General features: G+C 71.5%; 21 protein-coding genes. 3 read left to right on the forward strand and 18 right to left on the reverse strand.

What is annotated here, in order from left to right:
• The first annotated feature begins 1 nt into the window (after position 1).
• The gene (locus MTP13_RS15095; RefSeq protein WP_243568507.1) at positions 2 to 928 is read left to right on the forward strand and encodes a M56 family metallopeptidase; all 927 of its coding nucleotides are present in this window, start codon (positions 2 to 4) and stop codon (positions 926 to 928) included.
• Positions 929 to 1,036: 108 nt separating this feature from the next.
• Positions 1,037 to 1,798: a DedA family protein gene (locus MTP13_RS15100; RefSeq protein ID WP_243568508.1), complete on the forward strand. Its 762-nt coding sequence runs from the start codon at positions 1,037 to 1,039 to the stop codon at positions 1,796 to 1,798.
• Between the two features lie 27 nt (positions 1,799 to 1,825).
• Here MTP13_RS15100 and MTP13_RS15105 read toward each other — a convergent pair whose 3' ends face one another.
• The 5 genes from MTP13_RS15105 to MTP13_RS15125 form a co-directional block, all read right to left on the reverse strand.
• Complete coding sequence (locus MTP13_RS15105) at positions 1,826 to 2,755, reverse strand: ABC transporter substrate-binding protein (RefSeq protein ID WP_243568509.1); 930 nt, start codon at positions 2,753 to 2,755, stop codon at positions 1,826 to 1,828.
• Positions 2,752 to 3,495 carry an ABC transporter permease gene (locus tag MTP13_RS15110; protein WP_243568510.1) on the reverse strand — a complete coding sequence of 248 codons (744 nt, stop codon included), beginning with the start codon at positions 3,493 to 3,495 and terminating at the stop codon, positions 2,752 to 2,754. Before MTP13_RS15110 ends, MTP13_RS15105 begins: the two co-directional genes overlap by 4 nt.
• Complete coding sequence (locus MTP13_RS15115; protein WP_243568511.1) at positions 3,492 to 4,184, reverse strand: ABC transporter permease; 693 nt, start codon at positions 4,182 to 4,184, stop codon at positions 3,492 to 3,494. Before MTP13_RS15115 ends, MTP13_RS15110 begins: the two co-directional genes overlap by 4 nt.
• Positions 4,181 to 4,993, reverse strand: coding sequence for an ABC transporter ATP-binding protein (locus tag MTP13_RS15120; RefSeq protein ID WP_243568512.1), 813 nt, complete (start codon positions 4,991 to 4,993; stop codon positions 4,181 to 4,183). The genes MTP13_RS15115 and MTP13_RS15120 overlap by 4 nt, the downstream gene beginning before the upstream one ends.
• A gap of 97 nt (positions 4,994 to 5,090) precedes the next feature.
• Positions 5,091 to 5,753: a TetR/AcrR family transcriptional regulator gene (locus MTP13_RS15125; protein WP_243568513.1), complete on the reverse strand. Its 663-nt coding sequence runs from the start codon at positions 5,751 to 5,753 to the stop codon at positions 5,091 to 5,093.
• Between the two features lie 115 nt (positions 5,754 to 5,868).
• Between MTP13_RS15125 and MTP13_RS15130 the strand changes: the two genes are divergently transcribed.
• Complete coding sequence (locus MTP13_RS15130; protein WP_243568514.1) at positions 5,869 to 6,954, forward strand: App1 family protein; 1,086 nt, start codon at positions 5,869 to 5,871, stop codon at positions 6,952 to 6,954.
• A 36-nt stretch (positions 6,955 to 6,990) separates the two neighbouring features.
• Here MTP13_RS15130 and MTP13_RS15135 read toward each other — a convergent pair whose 3' ends face one another.
• The 13 genes from MTP13_RS15135 to murC all read right to left on the reverse strand — a co-directional run bounded on the left by MTP13_RS15135 (position 6,991) and on the right by murC (position 21,373).
• Positions 6,991 to 8,049: a quinone-dependent dihydroorotate dehydrogenase gene (locus MTP13_RS15135; RefSeq protein ID WP_243568515.1), complete on the reverse strand. Its 1,059-nt coding sequence runs from the start codon at positions 8,047 to 8,049 to the stop codon at positions 6,991 to 6,993.
• 46 nt (positions 8,050 to 8,095) lie between these two features.
• Positions 8,096 to 8,569 carry a transcriptional regulator NrdR gene (gene nrdR / locus MTP13_RS15140; protein ID WP_189086504.1) on the reverse strand — a complete coding sequence of 158 codons (474 nt, stop codon included), beginning with the start codon at positions 8,567 to 8,569 and terminating at the stop codon, positions 8,096 to 8,098.
• A 35-nt stretch (positions 8,570 to 8,604) separates the two neighbouring features.
• Positions 8,605 to 9,915, reverse strand: a complete 1,311-nt coding sequence (hisD, locus tag MTP13_RS15145) for a histidinol dehydrogenase (protein ID WP_243568516.1) — start codon at positions 9,913 to 9,915, stop codon at positions 8,605 to 8,607.
• A gap of 95 nt (positions 9,916 to 10,010) precedes the next feature.
• A complete protein-coding gene (dnaE, locus tag MTP13_RS15150) occupies positions 10,011 to 13,481 on the reverse strand; it encodes a DNA polymerase III subunit alpha (RefSeq protein WP_243570855.1) in 3,471 nt (1,156 codons plus the stop codon).
• A 135-nt stretch (positions 13,482 to 13,616) separates the two neighbouring features.
• Complete coding sequence (locus MTP13_RS15155; RefSeq protein ID WP_243568517.1) at positions 13,617 to 14,537, reverse strand: RluA family pseudouridine synthase; 921 nt, start codon at positions 14,535 to 14,537, stop codon at positions 13,617 to 13,619.
• Entirely contained in the window at positions 14,537 to 15,187 is a 651-nt protein-coding gene (lspA, locus tag MTP13_RS15160; RefSeq protein ID WP_243568518.1) for a signal peptidase II, read from the reverse strand. Before lspA ends, MTP13_RS15155 begins: the two co-directional genes overlap by 1 nt.
• Complete coding sequence (locus MTP13_RS15165) at positions 15,177 to 15,863, reverse strand: DivIVA domain-containing protein (RefSeq protein ID WP_243568519.1); 687 nt, start codon at positions 15,861 to 15,863, stop codon at positions 15,177 to 15,179. Before MTP13_RS15165 ends, lspA begins: the two co-directional genes overlap by 11 nt.
• Positions 15,864 to 15,987: 124 nt before the next feature.
• Entirely contained in the window at positions 15,988 to 16,305 is a 318-nt protein-coding gene (locus MTP13_RS15170) for a YggT family protein (protein ID WP_243568520.1), read from the reverse strand.
• Between the two features lie 6 nt (positions 16,306 to 16,311).
• Positions 16,312 to 16,800: a cell division protein SepF gene (locus MTP13_RS15175; protein WP_243568521.1), complete on the reverse strand. Its 489-nt coding sequence runs from the start codon at positions 16,798 to 16,800 to the stop codon at positions 16,312 to 16,314.
• A gap of 33 nt (positions 16,801 to 16,833) precedes the next feature.
• Positions 16,834 to 17,505, reverse strand: a complete 672-nt coding sequence (locus tag MTP13_RS15180; protein ID WP_243568522.1) for a YggS family pyridoxal phosphate-dependent enzyme — start codon at positions 17,503 to 17,505, stop codon at positions 16,834 to 16,836.
• Positions 17,502 to 18,707, reverse strand: a complete 1,206-nt coding sequence (ftsZ, locus tag MTP13_RS15185) for a cell division protein FtsZ (protein WP_243568523.1) — start codon at positions 18,705 to 18,707, stop codon at positions 17,502 to 17,504. The genes MTP13_RS15180 and ftsZ overlap by 4 nt, the downstream gene beginning before the upstream one ends.
• 181 nt (positions 18,708 to 18,888) lie before the next feature.
• Positions 18,889 to 19,956: a cell division protein FtsQ/DivIB gene (locus MTP13_RS15190; RefSeq protein WP_243568524.1), complete on the reverse strand. Its 1,068-nt coding sequence runs from the start codon at positions 19,954 to 19,956 to the stop codon at positions 18,889 to 18,891.
• 13 nt (positions 19,957 to 19,969) lie between these two features.
• Entirely contained in the window at positions 19,970 to 21,373 is a 1,404-nt protein-coding gene (gene murC / locus MTP13_RS15195) for a UDP-N-acetylmuramate--L-alanine ligase (RefSeq protein ID WP_243568525.1), read from the reverse strand.
• Positions 21,374 to 21,415 lie beyond the last annotated feature (42 nt).

Below are 21,415 nucleotides of genomic sequence, written 5' to 3' on the forward strand. Positions count from 1 at the left end.
CATGCTCGTCGTCGCGGCTGTGCTCGCCGCCCTCGCGATCACCCTCGCGTGGCCGGCCCCGCTCGCGCTCGCGAGCGCCGCCTGGCCGGCCAGAGCGCCCGCCCTCGCCCTCGCCCTCTGGCAGGCGATCGCCCTCTCGGGCGGCCTCGCCATGATCGGCAGCCTGCTCGCCTTCGGCGCCTCGGCCTCGGGATCCCTCCTCGCCGGACTCCGGGACCTCCTCCCCCATCTCGTCGACGGGCCGATCCCCGAGCACTACGGCGTGTTCGAGATCGCCGCCCTCACGCTCGCCGCCGGACTCGCGGTGCACCTCGCCCTGAACCTCGCGCTCACCGCGGTCTCGGCGGAGCGCGAGCGACGTCGCCAGCACCAGCTCATCGATCTGCTGAGCGAGCCGCTGCCCGGCCAGCCGGGCACCCGGGTGCTCGCCCACCCGGTACCGCTCGCGTACTGCGTGCCAGGCCTGCGCACGGCGACGGTGCTCACCGACGGCCTCATCGGTGCGCTCGAGGACGACGAGCTCGCGGCGGTCGTCGCGCACGAGCGCACTCACCTCGAGCAACTGCACCACGTCGTGCTGCTCTCCTTCCGCGCGTGGCACAGCGCACTGCCCTGGTTCCCGATCGCGAATCGCGCAGAGCGGGCCGTGTCCACGCTGACGGAGATGCTCGCCGACGACGGCGCCCGACGCACCACGGGGGCCGAACCGCTGCGGCGGGCGGCCGAACGCCTCGGCGCCGACGCCGAGCCCTTCGCCTACGCGGACGCCGGTGGTGTCCGGCCCGACCCCGACCTGCTCGAAGCGCGGCTCCGTCGCCTCGATGACCCGATCCAGCCGCTGCCGCTCGTCGAGCGCGTCGGCATCGTTGCGACCGCGTTCATCCTCGTCGCGACGCCCATCGTCTCGATGCTCGCGATCCTCGGCTGAGGCCGGCAGGTTCCGCCGCGATGTCACTCCGCGGTACGGGGCGCACCCCCGCGTGATCACTCCCTGGTCGGATGCCCTCCCCAGCCACGGCCCGTAGGCTCGGTCACGATGAACGAGCTGCTCGATTGGATCCTCGACACCGTCCAGAGCGTGGACCCGGTGCTGCGCACCGTGCTGGCGGGGATCGGCATCATGCTCGAGACCTCCGTGCTCATCGGCCTCATCGTGCCCGGGGACACGGTCGTCATCGTCGCCTCGACGGCGATCGAGAACGGCACGCAGTACGTGGCGATGCTCGTGACCGTCATCTTCGGCGCGCTCCTCGGCGAGACGGTCGGCTTCGTGCTCGGCCGCTGGTTCGGCCCGCGCATCCAGCACTCGCGGCTCGGCCGGCGCATCGGCGAGGCGAACTGGCAGCGCGCTCAGCGCTACCTCGACCGGCGCGGCGGGCCCGCGGTGTTCATCTCGCGCTTCCTGCCGGTGCTGCACTCGCTCGTTCCGCTCACCGTCGGCATGAGCACGATGAGCTATCGCCGCTTCCTCGCCTGGACCGCGCCCGCCTGCGCGATCTGGGCCGCGGCGTACACGACCGTCGGCTGGGTCGCGGCGGGCAGCTACCGAGAGCTCAGCCGCGAACTGCACTGGGCGGGCTACGTCTTCGTCGCCGTCATCGCGGTGTTCCTCGTCGTCGTCTGGATCGCGAAGAAGCTGATCCTGCGCTCCGAGGCCCGCCACCTCGAGGCCGACGCGGCGCTGGGCGACGCGGTCGCGGGCGACGCGACGCCGGTCGACGAGCTCGCGAACGAGACCGCCGTGAGCGAGGGCGAGGCGAGCCCGTGCACGACGGAGGGGCCGGAGTCCCGGGCGTGACCCGGGATTCCGACCCCTCTGCGAGGCTCAGAACAGCGACTTCTCGGCCAGCCAGTCCTTCGCGATCTGCGCGGCCGACTGCTGCTCGTTGACGCTCAGCGAGTTCAGCGCGACGAGGTCCTCGGGGGTGAGCGCAGCGCTCACCGTGTTGATGACCTTCGCCATGTCGTCGGTGACCTTCTCGCTCACCACGGGCACGACGTTCGAGGCGAGGAAGAGCCCCTCGGGGTCCTCCAGCGTCACGAGGTCGTTCGCGGCGATGTTCGGGTCGGCGCTGAAGATGTTCACCATCTGCACCTGGTCGTCGACGAGCGCCTTCAGGGTCAGCGGGCCGCCGTTGTCCTCGATCGGGGTGAAGGCCACGTCGACGCCGTACACCGACTTCAGGCCCTCCGGCCCGTAGGGGCGGGTCGCCAGCTCGGAGTTGCCGCCGAGCGTGATCTTCGAGGTGACGTTCTTGAGGTCGGCGAGGCTCTTCACGTTGTTCGCCTCGGAGAACGCCTTGGTCACGTTGTACGAGTCCTGGTCGCTCGCGGTCGACTGGTCGAGCACGCGCAGCCCGTCGGGCAGCGCACCCTCGAGCGCGGTATAGACGTCGTCGCTCGTGGTCGCCGTCGTGTCGGGCTCGAAGAACTGCAGCAGGTTGCCGGTGTACTCGGGGAAGACGTCGATCGAGCCGTCCTCGATCTCGGGCATGTAGACCTCGCGCTGCCCGATGCGGAACTGGCGGTCGACCGTGAAGCCGTTCTCCTCCAGTGCCTGCGCGTAGAGCTCGGCGATGATCTCGTTCGAGTAGTAGTCCTGCGAGCCGATGACGATGGTGTCGCCCCCCGAGCCGCCCGGCGAGGACGACTCGTCGAGCGGGTCGCCGCCGGAGGCGCAGCCTGCGAGGGCCGTCATCGCGCCGACGGCGACGGCCGCCAGGGCGATGCGGAGGGTCGTGCGTGCCGTGTTCATACTGGATTCCCTTCGGTGATGGTGCGTCGGGCAGGGGTGCGCTTGCGCGCCGGCTCGGTGCCCGTGCGGGCGGAGCGGGCGAGACGCACCCCGGTCGGAGTGACGAGGCGCTGCAGCAGGGCGAACGCGCCGTCGACGACGAGGGCGAGCAGGATGACGAGGAGCGAGGCGCCGAGCATCTGCGCGTAGTCGCGCGTCTTCAGCCCCTCGAAGATGAAGCGGCCGAGACCGACGTCGGCGAGGTAGGCGGCGAGCATCGCGGTGGCGATGACCTGCAGCGCCGCCGAACGGATGCCGCCGACCACGATGGGCAGGCCGATGGGCAGCTCGACCTTGCCGACGATCTGCGTCTCGCGCATGCCCATCGCGCGGGCCGCATCGACCGTGCGTCGGTCGACCGACTCGAACCCCGCGTAGGCGCCGGCGAGCAGCGGCGGGATGGCGAGGATGACGAGTGCGAGCACGGGCGCACGCAGGCCGATGCCGAGCCACAGCCCGAAGAGCGTCAGCACGCCGAGCGTGGGCAGTGCGCGCAGGCCGCCCGACACCATCACGGCGAGCTGCTTGCCCCGACCGGTGTGCCCGATCAGCCCGCCGATCGGCAGGGCGATGACGGCGGCGATGACGAGCACGACCGCGGATACCGCCAGATGCTGGAGCAGCCGCGCCGAGATGCCGCTCGGCCCGCCCCAGTTGGCCGGGTCGAGGAGCCAGGCGATCGCGTCGGCGAAGAGGTTCATGCCGGCTCACCCGCCTCGATCGGGGCGGCCTGCGAGGAACTTCGCCGGCCGGGGGCGGCCCGCCTCGCCCAGGGCAGCAGCAGGCGCCCCGCGAGCACGCTCAGCGCGTCGAGCACGAGGGCGAGCACCATCGTCGCGACGATGCCCGTGACGATCTCCGCCACGATGCCACGCTGGAACCCGTCGGTGAACAGGCTGCCGAGGCTCTGCACCCCGATGACGGCGCCGACCGTGACGAGGCTCACGGTGCTGACGATCACGACGCGGAGCCCGGCGAGCAGCACGGGGCCGGCGAGCGGCAGCTCGACCGCCCAGAACCGGCCGGCGGCGGAGTAGCCCATGGCGGTGGCCGCGAGCCGGGTGTCGGGCGAGACCGCGTCGAAGGCGTCGGCGGCCGTGCGCACCATGACCGCGATGCCGTAGAGCGTCAGCGCGACGACGAGGTTCAGCGGCGAGCGGATGCCGAAGCCGGTGATCGCGGGCAGCGCGATGAACAGCGCGAGCGAGGGGATCGCGTAGAGCACGCCGCACAGCGTGAGCAGCACACCTCGGGCCCACCGTTGCCGGTGCGCCAGGTAGCCGATGGGTATCGCGATCACGAAGCTCAGTATGATCGCCGGCACCGACAATGCGAGGTGGACGAGCAGCAGCTCGCCGACGAGGCCGAGGTTCTGGACGAGCCAGTTCACGGTTCGAGGACTCCCGCCGGTCGGCCGTCCTCGTCGACGACGACGCGGCGGCCGCCGACCTCCTCGAGCCGCAGGCGGCGCCGGCCGCGGTCGGCTCCCACGAAGCCGCTGACGAAGTCGTCGGCCGGGCTCGCGAGGAACTCGGCCGGCTCGCCGGACTGCACGACCCTGCCGCCGGTGCGGAGCAGCACGACCTGGTCGCCGAGGAGGAACGCCTCGTCGATGTCGTGCGTGACGAACACGACGGTCTTGCCGAGCTCGCGCTGCAGCCGGCGGAGCTCCTGCTGCAGTTCCTGGCGCACGAGCGGGTCGACCGCGCCGAACGGCTCGTCCATCAGCAGGATGTTGGGGTCCGCCGCGAGGCCGCGCGCGACGCCGACGCGCTGCTGCTGCCCGCCCGAGAGCTGCGCGGGGTACTTCTGCGCGAGCGAGGCATCCAGTCCGACCGTCTCGAGCAGTTCCATGGCCCTCGCCCGAGCCGTCTGGCGGCGTGTGCCCTTCAGCAGCGGCACCGTCATGACGTTGTCGAGCACGGTGCGGTGCGGCAGCAGGCCGGAGTTCTGCATGACGTAGCCGATCGAACGGCGCAGGCGCACCGGGTCGACGGTGGCGACGTCGGTGCCGTCGATGAGCACGGCCCCGTCGGTCGGGTCGACCATCCGGTTGATCATGCGCAGCAGGGTGGTCTTGCCGGAACCGGAGGTGCCGACGAGCACCGTGGTCGTGCGGGGCGGGACGACGAGGTCCACACCGCCGACCGCGACTGTGCCGTCGGGATACTGCTTGGTGACGCCGCGGAACTCGATCATGTTTCGCTCTCCCCCGCCCGGTGGGTCCGAACGCGAGGACCAGCCAAACATCATTCCGGCCGGCGGGCAACGCCTCCATCGGCGCGGCGCGGGTGCACTATGCTGCGGACTCGACCCTGCGACGTCCGTCGAGCGCGCCCTCGAGGTACTCGCGGACGACTCGCTTCGCCTCGCGGAGGTAGCGCTCGTCGCCTGCGGGATCGCGCATGAACGCCCGGTTCACGAGCGAGTCGACGAGCTCGATCGCGACGCCGAGCCGGAACCGCAGCTCCTCCCCGTCGCCCAGCTCGCCGAACTCGGCCTCGATGACGCTCGCGAGCCGGTCGGCGAACTCGGGCTCGATGCCGTCGTCGCTGAGCTCGCGCTCCGAGCCGTGGATCACGCTGAAGCCGGGCTCGTCGCGGTACAGGTCGATGCACGCGTCGACCGCCAGCTCGACCGCGTGCCACCAACCGTCGAACGCGGTTCCGTCGAACAGGTCGGCGACCCGCTCGCGGTAGCGCCGGACCGAGCGCTCGCGGAGCGAGTGCAGCACCGCGACGCGGTCGGGGAAGTAGCGGTACACCGTGCCGATGGAGGCGCCGGCTCGCTCGGCCACCATCTGCGTGGTGAGCCGCTCGAAGCCGATCTCGTCGACGATCTCAGCAGCGGCGTCGAGCAGCGCATCGAGGCGCTGCGAGCTGCGACGCTGGGTCGGTTCGGTACGGACGGCACGCTTCCGAGCGTGGTCGGTACCGAGGATCAGGTCGACGTTCGACACGAAACCTCCTTGGACTTGCCTGGCTACTTTACCTGCCCGCCGGACCCGCTCCGACCGCACGGGCGGCGCGCGCCGCGGTTCGACCCCGTCCGCACCGGCATGACAGACTGAGGGGATGCCGGCGAGCCCCCCACCCCCGCCCGGACCCCCCGAGCGGACGGCCCGGCACGGCGCGGCACGCTTCGAGGACTGGGTGCACGAGGTCAGGGAGCGGTTCGCCAGGCGCCGCGGGCACATCCCGACGGTCGTGCCGTACACGGGGTACGGCTCGACCGACTGGGTCCGCGTATTCTGCCGGGTGCTGCTCTCGAAGCCCCGCACCGGTGACGAGCCGAGCGGCCGCCGGCGCCGGCGCCCCGGTCAGGAGAGCATCCGCGGCTGGCGGAGCTTCACGAGCGTCCCCGTCGGCGACGTTCCGGTCGTCATCCGCATCGGCGAGGTCCGCATCGAGGTGCTCGCCGACCGCGGCGGCGTGGTCGACACGAAGATCCCCGTCGAGCTCGCGCCCGGCTGGCACCGCGCCGTGCTCTCGACCGAGGGCTCTGCGGAGGTCGAGGCGCCGATCCTCGTCGTCTCGCCCGACACCGACTTCGGCATCATCTCCGACGTGGACGACACCGTCATGGTGACCGCGCTCCCCCGCCCCCTCGTGGCGGCCTGGAACACCTTCGTGCTCGCCGAGCACGCCCGCATCCCGACGCCCGGCATGGCCGTGCTCTTCGAGCGGCTCGCCCGTTCGCACCCGGGCGCGCCCGTGATCTACCTGTCGACCGGAGCCTGGAACGTCGCGCCGACGCTCACGCGGTTCCTCTCGCGCAACCTCTTCCCCGCCGGGCCGCTGCTGCTCACCGACTGGGGTCCGACGCACGATCGCTGGTTCCGCAGCGGCCGCGCGCACAAGGAGCAGAACCTGCGCCGGCTCGCCGAGGAGTTCCCCGGCATCCGATGGCTGCTGATCGGGGACGACGGGCAGCACGACGAGGAGCTCTACGCGAGCTTCGCCGAGGATCACCCCGACCGCGTCGCCGCCGTGGCGATCCGGCGACTCTCCACGGGCGAGGCGGTGCTCGCCGGCGGTCGCACGAAGACGGGCGAGCACGACGACGGCATCCCGTGGGTCTCCGCGAGCGACGGGTCCTCCCTCGCCGACCGCCTGGCCGAGGCCGGCGTGCTCAGCGGGCGCGGGGGCGCCGACGCCTGAGACGGATCGGCGCGCCGACGCGGCCCGGCGGCGGGCTCAGCGCGAACGCGACCCGGCCTGCTCGCGCGAGCGGCGGAACCGGAGCAGCCCGCGGTTCACCTGCCGGGCCCAGAACGGCCCCCGGTAGATGAACGCCGAGTAGCCCTGCACGAGCGTCGCACCGGCGTCGAGCCGGTCCTGCACGTCGGCTGCCGTCTCGACGCCGCCGACGGAGACGACGCAGAGCTCGGCGGGCACCTCGGCCCGGATGAGCCGGAGCACCTCGAGCGAACGGGCCGCGAGCGGGGCGCCCGAGAGGCCGCCCGCCCCCTTCGCCTCGACCTCGGCCGCCGGGGTCTTCAGTCCGTCACGGGAGATCGTCGTGTTCGTCGCGATGATGCCGTCGAGGCCGAGCCGCAGCACGAGCGCGCAGATGCGGCGCACTTCCTCGTCGGCGAGGTCCGGGGCGATCTTCACGAGCAGCGGGGTGCGCCCAGCGGCCGCGCGCACGGCCTCGAGCAGCGGTGCCAGGGCGTCGAGCTCCTGCAGGCCGCGCAGCCCCGGCGTGTTCGGCGAGCTGACGTTCACCACGAGGTAGTCGGCGAAGGGGGCGAGCACGCTCGCGCTGCGCTCGTAGTCGGCGACGGCGTCCTCGACCGCGGTCACCCGGCTCTTTCCGATGTTGACCCCGAGCACGGGTCGGTGCGGGCGGCGGGAGAGTCGCGAGAGGCGGCCCGCCGCGGCATCCGCACCGCCGTTGTTGAACCCCATCCGGTTGATCAGGGCCCGGTCGGCGACGAGGCGGAACAGCCGGGGTCGCTCATTGCCGGGCTGCGCGATCGCGGTGATCGTGCCGACCTCGACGTGGCCGAAGCCGAGGTTGCCGAGCCCGCGCACGGCGAAGCCGTCCTTGTCGAAGCCCGCCGCGACGCCGAAGGGCGAGGGGAAGCGCAGCCCGAGCGTCTCGACCGCGAGCGCAGGGTCGGGGGCGGTGAAGCGCTCGACGACGCGTCCGACGCCCAGGGTCGGCAGCGCGCGGATCACGCGGAAGGCGAGGTGGTGCGCGTCTTCGGGGTCGAGCTTCGACAGGAAGAGCGAGAAGAGGAGTCCATACATGCCGCAGCCAGGCTACCGGAGCCGACGTGCCGCTCCGCGCCGCGCGTCACTCCACGGGGCGTGCGGGCAGCCGGCCGTGCTCCTCGCGGAGCTGGGCGATGGCGGCGTCGAAGTCGTCGAGCGACTCGAACGCCTGGTAGACGCTCGCGAAGCGCAGGTACGCCACCTCGTCGAGCTCACGCAGCGGCGGCAGGATGGCGAGGCCGATGTCGTTCGCCTCGATCTGCGAGGCGCCCGTCGAGCGGATGGTCTCCTCGACCTTCTGCGCCAGCACGGCGAGGTCGGAGTCGGTCACCGGGCGCCCCTGGCACGCCTTGCGCACACCGAGCACGACCTTCTCGCGACTGAACGGCTCGACGACTCCGGAGCGCTTGATGACCACGAGGCTCGCGGTCTCGGTGGTCGAGAAGCGGCGACCGCATTCCGGGCACTGCCGACGACGTCGGATCGAGAGTCCGTCGTCGCTCGTGCGGGAGTCGATGACACGCGAATCTGGGTGGCGGCAGAACGGGCAGTACATGGTGTGCCAAGCCTACCCCCGGCCCGGCGGCCGGCTCAGACCTCCGGGAACCGCGCCGTCACGGCCTCGCCGTGGGCGGGCAGGTCCTCCTCCGCGGACAGCGCGGCGATCACCGGCGCGACCTCACGGAGCGCCCGCTCGTCGTACCTGACGATCTGCTGCGGCCGCAGGAACGTCGCCGCCGAGAGGCCGGCGGCGTGCCGCGCCTGGCCGCCCGTGGGCAGCACGTGGTTGGAGCCGGCGGCGTAGTCGCCGAGGCTCACGGGCGAGTACGGGCCGAGGAAGATCGCCCCGGCGTTCTCGATTCCGGCGAGCACCGCGTCGGCGTCGCGCACCTGGATCTCGAGGTGCTCCGGCCCGAAGGCGTTCGCGAAGGCCGCGGCCTGTTCGAGGTCGTCGACGAGCACGAGGGCCGACTGCGCGCCGCCGAGCGCCGCGAGCACGCGCTCGCGGTGCTTCGTCGCCGCGGCCCGGACCGTGAGCCGCTCGAGCACCCGCGCGGCGAAAGCCTCGGAGTCGGTCACGAGCACCGAGGCGGCGAGTTCGTCGTGCTCGGCCTGGCTGATCAGGTCGGCGGCCACGAAGTCGGCGTCGGCCGCGTCGTCGGCGATGACCAGGATGTCGGTGGGCCCCGCCTCCGCGTCGATGCCCGTGACCGCGGCGACGACGCGCTTCGCAGCCGCCACGTAGACGTTGCCCGGGCCGGTGACGCGCTGGACCGGGTCGAGCCCGAGCTCGTCGACGCCGTACGCGAAGGCGCCGATCGCGCCCGCGCCGCCCATCGCGTAGACCTCGGTGATGCCGAGGAGCGCGGCGACGGCGGCGACCGTCGGGTGGATGCGGCCGCCGTGGGCCGCCTGCGGCGGCGAGGCGAGCGCGATCGAGGCGACTCCGGCGGCCTGCGCCGGCACGACGTTCATCACGACGCTCGAGGGGTAGACGGCCTTGCCGCCGGGCACGTAGAGGCCGACCCGGGCGACCGGCTGCCAGCGCTGCTCCACGACGGCGCCGTCGGCGAGCACGGTGCGCTCCGGAGCGGGCACCTGCGCCGCGCTCGCCGCGCGGACGCGTTCGATGGTCGACTCGATGGCGCGGCGGATCCCGGGGTCGAGCGCGTCGAGCGCCTCGCGCAGCTCCGACTCGGGCACGCGGATGGCCGGCGGGCGCACCCGGTCCAGACGCTCCGCCTGGGCGAGCAGCGCCTGCTCGCCGTGCTCGCGGACCTCCTCGACGAGCGTGCGCGCGGTCTCGAGCGCCGCCGACACGTCGGTGGCGGCACGGGGCACGAGCGCGAGCAACTCGCGCTGGGTCGGACGGGTTCCGCGGAGATCGATCGTTCGCAGCATCAGGGCTCCAGCCTAGCGAGGCCGGGCGCCCCGGACCGCGCCGCTCAGGCTCGGCTCAGCTCTGCTCACCTCAGCTCGGCTCGACTCGGCTCGGCTCAGCTCAGACAGTTCGGGCCGAGCAGGCTCTTCAGCTCGCCGTAGAAGTCGGCCGTCACCCGCACGGGATGCGGCACCTCGAAGACGCGCGCGGTGCCGCCCTTCACGAGCCGGAGCCGCACCTCGGTGTCGCCCCGGTGGCGGGCCAGCACCTCGCCGAGCGCCGTGATGGTGTCGGTCGTGGCACGCACGTCCTGCAGGGAGATCATCACCGGCCCGCTCTCGTCGCCCTGCCCGAGGTCGGGGGTGAAGACGCTGAAGGCGTGCAGGTTCATGCCGTCGTCGCGCATGCTGACCCGGCCGCGGACGACCGCGATCGAGTCGGCCTGCAGCCCCGGCGCGAACTCCTGGTAGGCCTTGCCCATGAACATGACGGTGATCTCGCCCGAGAAGTCCTCGACCTGGATCATGCCGTACTGGTTGCCGGAGGACTTCGCGATGCGGTGCTGCACGCTCGTCACGAGGCCGGCGACGACCACGGTGTCGCCGTCCTGCGTGTGCTCCGAGCTCATGAGGTCGGCGATGCTCGTGGAGGCATGCTTCGCGAGCGGCACCTCGAGGCCGGCCAGCGGGTGGTCGGAGACGTAGAGCCCGAGCATCTCGCGCTCGAATGCGAGCTTCGTGCTCTTCGGCCACTCGGGGCGCGGCGGCACCTGCGAGGCGGCCTCGGAGCGCTCCCCCTCGTCGAAGAGGTCGTCGAAGTTGAATCCGGCCTGGCCGGTCGCCTCGACGCGCTTCGTGGCGACCGCGCCGTCGACGGCGGACTCGTGCGTCTCGACGAGCGCGCGGCGGGTGTCACCCAGCGAGTCGAAGGCGCCGGCCTTGATGAGCGACTCGACGGTGCGCTTGTTCGCGACCTGCAGCGGCGACTTCTTCAGGAAGTCGTGGAACGACTCGAAGCGCCCCTTCTCGTCGCGGGCGGCGCGGATCGCGTCGACGACGTTGAACCCGACGTTGCGCACGGCGCCGAGGCCGAATCGGATGTCGTCGCCGACGGCGGCGAAGAAGCCGATCGACTCGTTCACGTCGGGCGGCAGTACCTTGATGCCCATGCGGCGGCACTCGTTGAGGTAGAGCGCGAGCTTGTCGCGTGCGTCGCCGACGCTCGTGAGGAGCGCGGCCATGTACTCGGCCGGATAGTGCGCCTTGAGGTAGGCCGTCCAGTAGCTGAGCACCCCGTACGCGGCCGAGTGGGCCTTGTTGAACGCGTAGTCGGAGAACGGCAGCAGGATGTCCCAGAGCATCTTGATCGCGCCCTCGGAGTAGCCGTTGTCGATCATGCCCTGCGAGAAGCCCGCGTACTGCTTGTCGAGCTCGGACTTCTTCTTCTTGCCCATCGCGCGGCGGAGGATGTCGGCCTGACCGAGTGAGAAGCCGGCCACCCGCTGCGCGATCGCCATCACCTGCTCCTGGTAGATGATGAGGCCGTAGCTCGTCTCGAGGATGTCCTTCAGCGGCTCGGCGAGCTCGGGGTGGATCGGCGTGATCTCCTGCAGCCCGTTCTTGCGCAGCGCGTAGTTCGTGTGCGAGTTCGCGCCCATGGGGCCGGGTCGGTACAGCGCGATGACGGCCGAGATGTCTTCGAAGTTGTCGGGCTTCATGAGCCGCAGCAGTGAGCGCATCGGGCCGCCGTCGAGCTGGAACACGCCGAGCGTGTCGCCGCGCGACAGCAGCTCGTACGCCGGCTGGTCGTCGAGCGCCAGGTCTTCGAGCACCGGGCGGAAGCCCCGGTTCGCCTCGATGTTGTCGAGCGCGTCGTCGATGATCGTGAGGTTGCGCAGCCCCAGGAAGTCCATCTTGATGAGGCCGAGGGATTCGCATGCCGGGTAGTCGAACTGCGTGACGATCTGGCCGTCCTGCTCGCGCTTCATGATCGGGATGATGTCGATCAGCGGGTCGCTCGACATGATCACGCCGGCCGCGTGCACGCCCCACTGGCGCTTCAGATTCTCGAGCCCGAGGGCGGTGTCGAACACCGTGCGGGCCTCGGGGTCGGTCTCGATGATCGCCCGGATGTCGCCCGCCTCCTTGAAGCGCGGGTGCTCCTTGTCGACGATGCCCGAGAGCGGGATGTCCTTGCCCATCACGGCCGGCGGCATCGCCTTCGTGAGCTTCTCGCCCATCGAGAAGGGGAAGCCGAGCACGCGGCCCGAGTCCTTCAGCGCCTGCTTCGCCTTGATCGTGCCGTACGTGACGATCTGCGCGACGCGCTCCTCGCCGTACTTCTCGGTCACGTACTTGATGACCTCGCCGCGACGGCGCTCGTCGAAGTCGACGTCGAAGTCGGGCATCGAGACGCGGTCGGGGTTCAGGAAGCGCTCGAAGATGAGGCCGTGCTGCAGCGGGTCGAGGTCGGTGATCTTCATCGCGTAGGCCGCCATGGAGCCGGCGCCCGAACCGCGGCCCGGGCCCACCCGGATGCCGTTCTCCTTCGACCAGTTGATGAAGTCGGCGACGACGAGGAAGTAGCCGGGGAAGCCCATCTGGCTGATGACGCCGACCTCGTAGTCGGCCTGCTTGCGGACGTCGGCCGGGATGCCGTTCGGGTAGCGCAGGTGCAGCCCCTTCTCGACCTCCTTCACGAACCAGCTCTCCTCGTTCTCGCCCTGGGGAACGGGGAAGCGCGGCATGTAGTTCGCGCTGGTGTTGAACTGCACGTCGCAGCGCTCGGCGATCGCGAGGGTGTTGTCGCACGCCTCGGGGTGGTCGCGGAAGAGGTGCCGCATCTCGGCGGCGGTCTTCAGGTAGAACTCGTCGGCGTCGAACTTGAAGCGGTTCGGGTCGTCGAGCGTCGAGCCGGACTGCACACACAGCAGCGCGGCGTGGCTCTTGGCGTCGTGGGCGTGCGTGTAGTGCAGATCGTTCGTCGCGACGAGCGGGAGCCCGAGGTCTTTCGCGAGCCGGAACAGGTCGTCCATGATGCGCTTCTCGATGCCGAGACCGTGGTCCATGATCTCGCAGAAGAAGTTCTCGCGACCGAAGATGTCGCGGAACTCGGCCGCCGCCTTCACCGCCTCGTCGTACTGGCCCAGGCGGAGCCGCGTCTGCACCTCGCCGGAGGGGCAGCCGGTCGTGGCGATGAGCCCCTTCGAGTAGGTCTGCAGCAGCTCGCGGTCCATGCGGGGCTTGAAGTAGTAGCCCTCGATCGAGGCCCGGCTCGAGAGCCGGAACAGGTTGTGCATGCCCTCGGTCGTCTCGGAGAGCAGCGTCATGTGCGTGTACGCACCGGAGCCGGAGACGTCGTCGCCGCCGCCGTCGCCCCAGCGCACACGGGTCTTGTCGCGCCGGTCGGTGCGCGGCGTGAGGTACGCCTCGGTGCCGATGATCGGCTTGATGCCGGCGTCGGTCGCCTGCTTCCAGAAGTCGTAGGCGCCGAACACGTTGCCGTGGTCGGTGACCGCGACGGCGGGCATCTCGTGCCCTTGGGCGGCCTTGATGAGCTCCCCGATTCTCGCGGCGCCGTCGAGCATGGAGTACTCGGAATGGACGTGCAGATGAACGAAGGAATCGGCGGCCACGGGGCTCCTCATCGGGTGGTGCTGCTGGTGGATCTGGGGTGTGCTGCGAGTCTACGGCGACCCGCCCACACCGGGGGCGGCGACGGCTCAGTCGGCCCGCAGGAGTTCGAGCGCGCGGGCGAGATCGGCCGGATACTCGGATTCGTACGTCGTCCACTCCCCCGTGCCGGGGTGCGTGAAGGCGAGCTGCTTGGCGTGCAGCCACTGGCGCTCGAGCCCGAGCCGGGCCGAGATGGTGGGGTCGGCGCCGTACATCGCGTCCCCGACGCACGGGTGGCGCTGCGCCGCCATGTGCACGCGGATCTGGTGCGTGCGCCCGGTCTCGAGGTGCACCTCGAGCAGGGACGCGGAGGGGAAGGCCTCGAGCGTCTCGTAGTGGGTCACCGCGTGCTTGCCGTCGGCGACGACCGCGAACTTCCACTCGGAGCGCGGATGACGGCCGACGGGCGCGTCGATCGTGCCGACGAACGGGTCGGGATGGCCCTGCACCACCGTGTGGTAGATCTTCTCCACCTCGCGGTCGTGGAACGCGCGCTTCAGCGCCGTGTACGCCCGCTCGGACTTCGCGACCACCATGAGCCCGCTCGTGCCTGCGTCGAGGCGGTGCACGACGCCCTGCCGCTCCGGCGCACCGGAGGTCGAGATGCGGAAGCCCGCCGCGGCGAGGGCGCCGACGACCGTCGGCCCGGTCCAGCCGAGCGAGGGATGGGCCGCGACGCCGGCGGGCTTGTCGACGACGACGAGCTCGTCGTCGTCGTGGATGATGCCGAGCTCGGGCACCGCGATCGGCTCGACCTCGAGGGTGCGCGGCGGCTCCCAGCTCACCTCGAGCCAGGCGCCCGCGCGCAGGCGGTCGGACTTGCCGGCCACCGCGCCGTCGAGGAGCACACCACCCGCCGAGGCGACCTCGGCCGCCTGCGTGCGCGAGAAGCCGAGCAGCTTCGCGAGCCCCTGATCGACGCGCGCGCCCTCGAGCCCGTCCGGGACGGGCAGGGAGCGGTGCTCCATCAGGACTCGCTCGGTCGGGGGGCCGGGAGGCTGGCCCGCGGCCCGGCCTCGGTCTCGCCCCCTGGCTCGGCATCCGTGTTCGCCTGCGGCTCGGCCGCGACGGACTCGCTCGCCTTGGCGCCCCTCGGCTGACGCTCCTCGCGCGAACCGTCGAGCCCGATGCCGCGGATCGTGAGGATCATGAACAACGCCATGCTCGACACGATCGAGATGTCGGCGACGTTGTAGATCGCGGGGAGCATCCACGGCGTCGAGATGAAGTCGACGACGTGGCCGAGCCCGAAGCTCGGCTCACGGAACAGCCGGTCGGTCAGATTGCCGAGCACGCCGCCGAGCAGCAGCCCGAAGACCATGGCCCAGGCCACCGACTTGATGCGCCGGGCGAACCAGATGATGAAGGTGATGACGCCGGCCGCGAGGATCGTGAAGATCCAGGTCATCCCGCTCGCGAGCGAGAACGCCGCACCCGGGTTCCGCACGAACTGGAACTCGAGCACCTGCCCGAGCACCTGGACCGTCTCACCCTCGGTGAGGTTCGAGACGACCAGGTACTTGCTCAGCTGGTCGAGGCCGTACGCCACCACGGCGGCGCCGGCCAGGACCAGGAGTGCGGTGGTGGTGCCGACCTTCGCGCTGCGCTCAGGCGCCAAAGCCCTGGAAGGTGGGCGCCGGCTGCTCGCCCTGCGCCGAGGCGCTCACGGGGGCCGAGAAGCCCTGGTTGCCCGAGACCTGCACCGGCGACGCGGTGTCGAGGTCGCGCAGCTGACCCTCGATGTAGCTCTTCAGCTTCTGGCGGTACTCGCGCTCGAAGACGCGCAGCTCGTCGACCCGCTTCTCGAGCGCGACGCGCTCCTGGTCGAGGATGCCGATCTGCTGCCGCTGCTTCGCCTCGGCCTCGGCGACGAGGCGGGCCGCGGTCGCGTGCCCCTCGGCGATGAGCGCATCGCGCTTCTCGACGCCCTCGCGCACGTGCTCCTCGTGGAGCCGGCGGGCGAGCTGGAGGAGGTTCGTCGTCGAGGTCTGCTCGTCGAGCTCCGACTGCGGGGTCGGCTGCTGCGTCGGCACGGCGACGGTGGCCGGCTGCGAGGCGGGCTCGGTGAACGCGGCGGGCGCGGGGGCCGCCGGCGCCGGCGCGGCCGGCTGGTCGGAGGAACGGGCCTCTGCGGCGGCGAGGCGCTGACGCAGCTCCTCGTTCTCCTGGTTCAGTCGACGCAGCTCGACGACCACCTCGTCGAGGAAATCGTCGACCTCGTCCTGGTCGTAGCCCTCACGGAACTTCGTCGCCTGGAAGCGCTTGTTGACCACATCTTCCGGAGTTAGCGCCATGGCTGCTCACCCTCAAATCTGTCGAAACTATCGAACTGTCGGATCACGTTCAGGTTACGGTACCACCCGCGTTCGGGCGACCGCAGGGCCGATCGTCTCGGCCCGCAATGCTCGCAGGAGATCGTCAGCCAGCGAGCGCGGTGACCTGCGAGAGCCAGGAGACCACGGTCATCGCCACGATGACGACGAGCATGGCCAGGCTCCACGCGAGGTCGAGCGCCACGGGACCGAGGCGCAGCGGCGGCACGAGCCGCCGGAAGAACTTGATGAGCGGATCGGTGATCGTGTACACGGCCTCGACCACGACCAGCCAACCGCCGCGCGGCCGCCAGCTGCGGTTGAAGGTGCGCACGAGGTCGAGCACGAACCGCCCCCACATCACGAAGAAGTAGATGAGCAGCAGCGTCGAGAGGATGCTCCAGACGACGGAGAGGGCGCCCACCGCCGGCTACGCGCGCGTGAAGAACGACGCATCCACGTCGTCGTCGGCCTCGCCGCTCTCGCCGGAGATCACGACGTGCGCCGGCGAGAGCAGGAACACCTTGCTCGTGACGCGCTCGATCTTGCCGGAGAGGCCCTGCGAGAGCCCGCTCGCGAAATCGATGAGGCGACGAGCGTCGTTGTCGGACATCTGCGACAGGTTGATGATCACCGGCACCCCCTCGCGGAAGGACTCGGCGATCACCTGGGCGTCGCGGTACTGGCGCGGATGCACCGTGAGAATCTCGTTCATCTCCACCTGGGGGGCGACCGGCTGGATGTGCTGCTTTCGCAGCGGCGTCACCGGCGCCTGCTTCGGGGCGGCAGCCGCGACGGGCGCGGCCTGGGCGGGTGCAGCCGGGGCCGCCGCTGCGGCCTGCTGCTGGGGAGCCTCGGTCTCGAGCTCCTCGTCGGCGAGGCCGAGGTAGACCATGGTCTTCTTGAGCGGGTTCGACATCGCTGCCCTCCGGTGTTCTTCGTCTCTTCGAGGTTAACCGCGCTCCGGGCGATTCCCCGTGATTGCGGTGCCGATCCGCAGGTGTGTCGCACCCTCGGCGATCGCATCGGCGTAGTCGTGCGACATCCCCATCGACAGCGCGCCCGCCTCAGGGGCGAGCCGCTGCACGCGCTCGGAGAGCTCGCGGACCCTGGCGAAGGCCGGCCGCGCCGGCTCGTCGAGCGGCGCGACGGCCATGAGGCCGAGCAGCCGCAGCCCCGGCGTCGCGAGCACGTGCTCCACGAGCGGTTCGAGCTCGGCGGGGGCCACACCCCCGCGCCCCGGGTCCTCGGTGAGGTTGAGCTGCACGAAGCAGTCGACGCTCGACTCCTCCGAGCGGAGCACGTCGACGAGCGCCGTCCGATCGATCGAGTGGATCACCGAGGCGTAGGCCCTGACCTGCCTGGCCTTCTTGCTCTGCAACTGCCCGACGAAGTGCCAGCGCAGCCCGGGCTCGGCGAGTTCGGCCGCCTTCGCCTGCGCCTCCTGGTGCCGGTTCTCGCCCACGTCACGCACCCCGAGCTCGACGAGCTCGCGCACGAGCGAGGCGGGATGGAACTTCGTCACGACGATCGTCGTGAGCTCGTCGGGCGAGCGGCCGGCCGCGGCCGCGGCATCCGAGATGCCGGCGCGGACCGCGGCCAGCCGGTCGGCGAGCTGGCTCACTTCAGGAAGTCGGGGATGTCGAGGTCGTCGCCGTCGTCGTCGAAGGCCGGGTCGGAGACGATCTGGTCGGCCGTGCTCGCGGTCGTCTCCGCCGAGCCCCAGCTCGCCGTCTCGACGAGCTCGTCGATGTCGATCTCGGCGATCGGGTCGCCGGGCTCGCCGGAGCCGAGCGCGCCGGCCGCGCCGACGGCCGCACCGACCGCCGCGGGGACGGCGGCCTGCTGACGCGCCTCCACGGCCTGCTTCGGCTGCGGCTCGCCCCCGTCGAAGCCCGCGGCGATCACGGTGACGCGCACCTCGTCGCCGAGGGTGTCGTCGATGACCGCGCCGAAGATGATGTTCGCCTCGGGGTGGACGGCCTCCTGCACGAGCCGCGCGGCGTCGTTGATCTCGAAGATGCCGAGGTTCGAGCCGCCCTGGATCGAGAGCAGCACGCCGTGCGCCCCGTCGATGGAGGCCTCGAGCAGCGGACTGGCGACGGCGAGCTCGGCGGCCTTGATCGCCCGATCCGCCCCTCTCGAGGAGCCGATCCCCATGAGCGCGGAGCCCGCGCCCTGCATGACGCTCTTCACGTCGGCGAAGTCGAGGTTGATGAGGCCGGGGGTGGTGATCAGGTCGGTGATGCCCTGGACACCGGCGAGGAGCACCTGGTCCGCGGTCGAGAACGCCTCGAGCATGGAGATGCCGCGGTCGCTGATCTCGAGCAGCCGGTCGTTCGGCACCACGATGAGGGTGTCGACCTCTTCCTTCAGACGCGCCACGCCCTGCTCGGCCTGCGTCTGCCGGCGCTTGCCCTCGAAGCTGAACGGCTTGGTGACCACACCGATCGTGAGCGCGCCGATCGACTTCGCGATGCGCGCGACGACCGGGGCACCGCCGGTGCCGGTGCCGCCGCCCTCGCCCGCGGTCACGAAGACCATGTCGGCGCCGGCGAGCGCCTCCTCGATCTCCTCCGCGTGGTCCTCGGCCGCGCGACGGCCGACCTCGGGATCGGCGCCGGCGCCGAGTCCCCGGGTGAGGTCGCGACCCACGTCGAGCTTGACGTCGGCGTCACTCAGCAGCAGCGCCTGGGCATCGGTGTTGATGGCGATGAACTCGACGCCGCGCAGGCCCAGCTCGATCATGCGGTTGACGGCGTTGACGCCGCCGCCGCCGATGCCGACGACCTTGATGACGGCGAGGTAGTTCTGGTTTGTCGACATGTTCGGCCTTCCCTGGGAACCTTGAACCTCTAGTCGAAGGTTAAAGTTTTGCTGAGTATGCAATTCCTGAGAACGACGGTAGGTCCCCCGCCCCGCCTGGGCGACGACGACACTCCGCGTGTCGCGAACGGATGGCCCGATTCGTGCTCCTGAACACCGAATCGGCACCGTCGGGGCGGGATCAGTCGGTGACCGGGCTCGTCGGGGCCGAGACGTCGTACAGGCCGACCGAGTCCGGAGCGGCGTTCTTCATGAGCCCGGCGAGCACGACCGCCTTCAGCGCCGAGTCCTCCGCGCTCCCCCACACGACCGAGGCGCCGCTCGAGAGCTCGAGACGGACGTCGTCCGCCGTCTCGGCGGTGACCCGCACGAGCTGGGTCCGGATGTCGTCGGGCAGCGAGCGCACGACGCCGGCCGCCGCGCGGAACCCGGCCCCGTTCGTCGCGCCGGCCTCGATCAGCGGCTGCCCCTCCGGACGTTCGGCGGGGCGGTCGATGACGACGCCGGCCGCGTCGACGAGCTCGAGCCCCTCGGCCCCCTGCACCACGCCCACCGGCGTGCGCTCGGCGATGCGGACGATGAGCGTGCCGGGCGGCACCAGCTCGGTCGAGTAGGTCTCGATGAGCGGGAAGGCGCGGAGCGCCGTGTTCACCTCGCCGGAGCCGATGAGCGGCAGCGGCGTGCCCAGCTCGCCGTCGAAGGCCGCCTGGATCTGCTCCGGCGGGATCCGGGAGGCGCCCTCGACCCGTACCTCGCGCAGCGCCATGGCCGGCGAGTACGCGATCGCGAGCACCCCGCCGACGAACAGCGCCGCGGCGCCGATCCCGATGAGCCACGCCCGCCGACGACGACGCGTGTGCGCCGTGAAGCGGCGGACCTCGCGACGCTCGTAGCTACGCCGCGCGCGCTCGGCCGCGGCCAAGGCCTTCCGCGCCGCCCGGGCCTCCGCCGCGGCCGAGGCGGCGGACGACGGACGATCGGGCGCGGGTGCTGACGAGTCGCCGTCACCGCGCTCCACGGGATCCGGGGTCAGCGGCGCGACGAGCGGAGCGGTGCCGAGCGGCACCGTCGCGTACGGATCGCCGCCGACGACGGGCACCGGTGCGGTGACTGCATCCGGCTCGATGCGCTCGGCGACGCCGCCCCGGCGGAGCGGGACGGGCGCGGCTTCCGTCGGCTCGCTCGGAGCGGGCCGGTCACGACCGGGGCGCGGCGCGCGCGGCCCGTCGAACCCCTGCGGCCGCTTCACACGAGCCCCGAGCTCACCCGCGCTGCCGCTCGAGCGAGGCGAGCAGCTGCGGGACGATGCGGTAGACGTCGCCGCACCCGAGGGTGATCACGAAGTCGCCGTCGCGCGCGATCTGCGCCGTGTGGTCGGCGGCCTCCTGCCAGTCGGCGATGAACGCCACCCGCTCGGCGTCGTCGAAGCGCTCGCTCACGAGCGCGCCGGTCACGCCGGGCACCGGGTCCTCCCTGGCTCCGTAGACGTCGAGCACGACGGTCTCGTCGGCGTACCGCTCGAGCACCTCGGCGAACTCCTTCGCGAACGCCTGCGTGCGGCTGTAGGTGTGCGGCTGGTGCACCGCGATGATCCGCCCCTCGCCCACGACCGTGCGCGCGGCCGCGAGCGCCGCGGCGACCTCGGTCGGGTGGTGGGCGTAGTCGTCGTACACGCTGACCCCGCCGACCGTGCCGTGCAGCTCGAATCGCCGGCCGGTCCCGGCGAAGCCGGCGATCCCGTCGAGTGCGAGCTGCGGATCGAAGCCGAGGCCGACGAGCACCGCGAACGCACCGGCGGCGTTGATCGCGTTGTGCCGGCCGGGGACGCGCAGCCTGGCCCGGTACTCGGCGCCCTGGTAGCTCAGTGCGAAGGCGACCGGGCCGTCGGTCTCGATCGAGTGCACCCGGACCGTCGCCCCCTCGGCCTCGCCGAAGCTCACGATGTTCGCGTGCGAGAGCCGCTCGGTCACGCGGAGCGCGCCGGCGTCGTCCGAGGAGATCACGACGAGCTCGCGCGCCCGGTCGGCGAAGTCGACGAACGCCTGCTCGAAGGCCTCGCGCGAGCCGTAGTGGTCGAGGTGGTCGGGGTCGACGTTCGTGATGAGCGCGACCGAGGTGTCGTAGAGCAGGAAGGAGCCGTCGGACTCGTCAGCCTCGACGACGAACAGCTCGCCGTCGCCCGCGGCCGCGCTCACGCCGAGCCCCTCGATGACGCCGCCGTTCACGAAGTTCGGCCGGGCGCCGAGCGCCAGCAGGCCGGTGACGATCATGCCCGTCGAGGTCGTCTTGCCGTGCGCGCCCGCGACGGAGACGAGCCGCCGCCCGCCGATGAGCGCCGCGAGCGCCTGCGAGCGGTGCAGCACCGGCACCCCGCGCTCGAGCGCGAGCCGGTACTCGGGGTTGTCCTGCCACAGCGCGCCGGTCACGACGACGGTGTCGACGTCGTCGGGGAGGTTGGCCGCGTCGTGCCCGATGGCGATCTCCGCGCCGAGCTCGCGCAGCGCCTGCACGTTCGCCGAGTCCCGCACGTCGGAACCGGTCACGCGGTGCCCGTCGCCGAGCACGAGTCGCGCGATACCGCTCATGCCGGAGCCGCCGATGCCGACGAAGTGCACGTTGCCGAGCTCGGCGGGGATCTCGGTGGAGGGGTCGGGCTTGATCGTCACGTCGGGTGGCTCTTCCTCGCTGGTCGGTGTTGCTCGGGAGCG

Origin of the sequence: Agromyces soli, from assembly GCF_022811605.1 — a bacterium.
Lineage (GTDB): Bacteria > Actinomycetota > Actinomycetes > Actinomycetales > Microbacteriaceae > Agromyces > Agromyces soli.